The 2,328-nt window shown below is 70.4% G+C and carries 4 protein-coding genes; 2 read left to right on the top strand and 2 right to left on the bottom strand.

The window, feature by feature from the left end:
• Nucleotides 1-28: 28 nt before the first annotated feature.
• Nucleotides 29-601 carry a thioredoxin domain-containing protein gene (locus tag IQ216_RS13420; protein WP_193815868.1) on the bottom strand — a complete coding sequence of 191 codons (573 nt, stop codon included), beginning with the start codon at nucleotides 599-601 and terminating at the stop codon, nucleotides 29-31.
• Nucleotides 602-670: 69 nt separating this feature from the next.
• Here IQ216_RS13420 and IQ216_RS13415 point away from each other — a divergent pair, with 69 nt between their 5' ends.
• Nucleotides 671-1,084, top strand: a complete 414-nt coding sequence (locus tag IQ216_RS13415) for an NIL domain-containing protein (RefSeq protein ID WP_186700803.1) — start codon at nucleotides 671-673, stop codon at nucleotides 1,082-1,084.
• A gap of 65 nt (nucleotides 1,085-1,149) precedes the next feature.
• On the top strand, nucleotides 1,150-1,590 hold the full coding sequence (locus IQ216_RS13410; RefSeq protein WP_228007524.1) for a hypothetical protein: 441 nt from the start codon (nucleotides 1,150-1,152) through the stop codon (nucleotides 1,588-1,590).
• A gap of 7 nt (nucleotides 1,591-1,597) precedes the next feature.
• Here the strand turns inward: IQ216_RS13410 and IQ216_RS13405 are convergent.
• Nucleotides 1,598-2,328, bottom strand: a 731-nt coding sequence (locus tag IQ216_RS13405) for a lytic transglycosylase domain-containing protein (RefSeq protein ID WP_193815867.1), incomplete at its 5' end; no start/stop codon positions are given.

Raw genomic sequence — 2,328 nt, 5'->3', positions numbered from 1 at the left:
GTGGGGGAGGGGGCAGGCATGGCAGACCTCAGCCGTGGCTGCGCGGGCCTGCCATCGTGCCAGGCGTTGCATCGCCGGCGGCCGGCTGGGCCTCGGCTGCCGTCAACGGGCTCACGGCTCCCACCCCGGCCAGGACCGGCAGGTTCGTCCCCTGGGTGAGGGCCTGGGCGAGGGCCTCGAGTTCCTCGGCGCTGCGGGCCCCGATCGAACGGCCCACCGGTTGGCCGGCCCCATTGAACAGCTCCAGCTGGGGGATGCCGTTCACCGCGTAGCGCTCCAGCTCCGGCTGCCAGCGGGGGTTGTCCACATTGAGGAGCACCAGATCGAGCTCACCGCGGTAGTGCCGCTCCAGGCTGTCCATGGCCGGGGCCATGGCGCGGCAGGCCTCACACCAGTCGGCGTAGAACTCCACCAAGGTGGGGCGGCCGTTGGCCAGGGCCACGGACAGCTCGGGGGAGCGCCGGGCCAGGGCGTCCAGCGGCGCCTGGGGTTTCAGTCCGCCTCGCAGCCAGAACACCGCCGCTGCCAGCACCACGCCGATCAGCACGAGCACCAGGCGCTCGCGCTGGCCGAGGCCCTGGGCCGGTGAAGAGCTGCTCATCGTGGATAGGGTTGGGGAGATAGCACCGCTTGCGGTGCACTCTGCCAGCCCTGCCCCGCCACCGGTTCCGTGAAGCGGCGACTCACCCTCCACTTCCCCCGCGAGGCTGTGCACCAGCCGATCACCTACCGCCTGGCGGTGGATTTCGATGTGGCGGCCAAGATCCTCCGCGCCCAGATCGCTCCCAACCAGAGCGGCACCATGGTGGTGGAACTCTCTGGTGACATCGACGAACTCGAGGCGGCCGAGGTGTGGCTGGAGAGCCAGGGGCTCGGCCTCAACCGGGCGCCCGGGCAGATCGCCGTGAACCGCGATCGCTGCATCGACTGCGGCATCTGCTCCAGTGTCTGCCCCAGCGGCGCGCTCGGCTTCAGCGCTCCGGCCTGGACCCTCCACTTCGATGCCCCCCGCTGCCTGGTCTGTGAGCAGTGCATTCCCAGCTGTCCGCTGGAGGCCATCGCCCTGGTGCTGGACCCGCTGTGATCGCCTCGCTCTCTGCGGCGCTGCTGTCGGTCCTGCGCCTGCTGGCGCTGCCGTTCCGGGCGCCGATGCTGTTGGTGCTCGGGGCGATCGCGGTCTATGAGGGGCTGCACTGGAGCCGGCCACTGGCCGCCGGCTCGCTGCCGCCGATCGGTGCCCTCGATGCCGATGCCATCGCCAGCCTGTTCTGGTCGATCGACTGCCTCCACGCCCTGGTGGTGGTGGTGGTGTGCACAATGCCGGATCTGCTGCTGCGCCAGCTCTCCAGCCTGATGGCCTCCAGCCGGGTGATGACCCTGGTAGTCACCTTGCTGCTGGCCATCACCGGTGGCCTCTACCTGTTGCATCTCAACGCCCTGGCCAACATGTTGATCCTGGCCTCAGCCGTGCTGCTGGCCCGCCTCGATCTGGCCCGCGTGCGTGTCGTGCCGCCTCCCCAGAACCTCGCTCTGGCCCTTGGCGCCCTGGTGTTGCTCGGGGCGACACTGGGGCGCTGGCTGGCGGGTTAGGGCTCGTTCAGGGACACACGGGCAGCTTCTGGCTCTGGACATCCCAGAGATTGCCCAGCACCTTCTTCACGTAGATCCGGGTTTCGGGGAAGGGGATGGCCTCCACCCACAGCTCCGGGAGGGTGTCCAGCCAGGGGCCCAGCCAGTCCGCCACGGCGTTGGGGCCGGCGTTGTAGCTGGCCGTCACCAGCAGGGGATTCTCCTCCCAGCGGGCCATCAGCTGGCTCAGATAGAGCGCCCCGAGATCGGCGTTGCGCTGCGGATCTTCCAGAGCCTCTGGGGCGAGGGGCCCGGAGGTCAGCTCGTCGGCAGTCTCAGGCAGCAGCTGCAGCAGGCCCACGGCCCCGGCCGGTGAGCGCACCGCCGTGCTGAAGCGCGACTCCTGCCGGGCCACCGCCGCCAGCAGGGTCGGCGCCACGCCGGTCTGGCGCCCCGCCTGGTTGAGTTCGGCGCTGAAGGCACTCTCCGCCAGGCTTTCAGCCACTTGTTTCACGGTGGGGCACTGGTCGGCGCGCAGCTGCAGGTTGGCCTGCTCCAGCTGGCTCAGCCCTGTCCAGTGATCACCGACGCCACGGCGTAGGCGGCCCTCCAGCAGCAGGCGCTCAGGGCCCTCCAGGCTCTGTTCGGCGCGCGCGTCGCGCCATTGCTCCCAGGCCTCCAGCGACTGGCCCAGGCGCCAGAGCTGGTCCTCGGTCCGCCGCGCCAGGCGGTGCGAGAGTTCGGGATCGAGCCCCACCG

The sequence above is a fragment of the Cyanobium sp. LEGE 06143 genome, assembly GCF_015207535.1.
Lineage (GTDB): Bacteria > Cyanobacteriota > Cyanobacteriia > PCC-6307 > Cyanobiaceae > NIES-981.
Note: the sequence above shows the minus strand (reverse complement) of the source record. Positions and strands in the feature narration are given on the sequence as shown.

Excerpts from the sequence above, each read along its gene's own strand:
- IQ216_RS13420 (WP_193815868.1), bottom strand. The coding sequence starts at position 601 with ATGAGCAGCTCTTCACCGGCCCAGGGCCTCGGCCAGCGCGAGCGCCTG.
- IQ216_RS13410 (WP_228007524.1), top strand. The coding sequence starts at position 1,150 with ATGCTGTTGGTGCTCGGGGCGATCGCGGTCTATGAGGGGCTGCACTGG.